General features: G+C 33.9%; 2 protein-coding genes. One reads left to right on the top strand and one right to left on the bottom strand.

Annotated features, from left to right (window positions below):
- Positions 1-136 precede the first annotated feature (136 nt).
- On the bottom strand, positions 137-541 hold the full coding sequence (locus tag C6988_RS09820; protein ID WP_182135102.1) for a hypothetical protein: 405 nt from the start codon (positions 539-541) through the stop codon (positions 137-139).
- Positions 542-637: 96 nt separating this feature from the next.
- On the opposite strand from C6988_RS09820, the gene C6988_RS09815 reads away from it, so the two are divergent.
- Positions 638-973: zinc ribbon domain-containing protein (locus C6988_RS09815; protein ID WP_182135100.1), on the top strand; the 336-nt coding region annotated here is incomplete at its 3' end.

Raw genomic sequence — 973 nt, 5'->3', positions numbered from 1 at the left:
TAAATAACAAAATTGTGTATACGAAGTTTGGAGTTACATGACTACATTACTAAAGCAAAAACAGTGTGAGGATTGCAATAGAATGAAGTGTGTTTCTGGATGCATATGTGATTGTCATCCAAGACATTGGTGGTAGTTATTTCTTCTTTGATTTTTTGAGTTTTTGAAATATTTTAAATCCAGTTTTTGAAACTTTTATCTGCTTTACAATCTTTATTGTGATTTTGAGTGCTTTGAATCCAACAAAGATAGGCATTAGTACAAGTAAGATTATCTCTAGCCAGTATTTTTTTAGAAAATATTTTGCATCACGAATCTCAAGATAGGCTACAACTAGCTCCAATCCTAATAGTCCAACTATAACCCAAAAAATTACATCATTGAATGTCTTTACTTGATCAGTTACTGGGAAAAATGGCTCAGAGAGCCCCAATGCAGAATACTCTATGTTAATTAGAAATACAAAAAAGACTACAATTAATCCAAATGTGATATGGCTTAATCCAGCCTTAAATGATGCAGGAAAATGAACTTCAGTCAAGTTAGATTAGATGAATGATTTGGTATTTTTCTAGTTTCCCTGAAAAATGAAACAAAAAGAAACAATTTTGAATAACTGCCACAAAAGAAACGAGTCTTGGATGCCTCAGATGAAGTAGATGACGTTGTAGATGATGTAAATGAGCTACTCAAACGTGGCGTTGGTGACCCATACAGACTAGAGCACATCAAACAGGCATACATTGAAAGTAAAACTGTCTGGGAGAGCGATAAGAGATACCTACAAAAGATGAAAGAAAAGTATCTTACAAGATTACAACTAGATGAAAAAACAGAAACACCAGAGATTCAAGAAGAACCTGATTCTGGTGAGACAATTCATTGTTGGAAGTGTGGAAAAAAATGTCCGCTAAAGGCAAATTTCTGTATGACGTGTGGTGCACATCTATTTGATGTTGGAAACACAGAACCT

The organism is Nitrosopumilus sp. b1, assembly GCF_014078545.1.
Taxonomy (GTDB): Archaea; Thermoproteota; Nitrososphaeria; order Nitrososphaerales; family Nitrosopumilaceae; genus PXYB01.
This window is presented reverse-complemented; position numbering and strand designations above follow the sequence as displayed.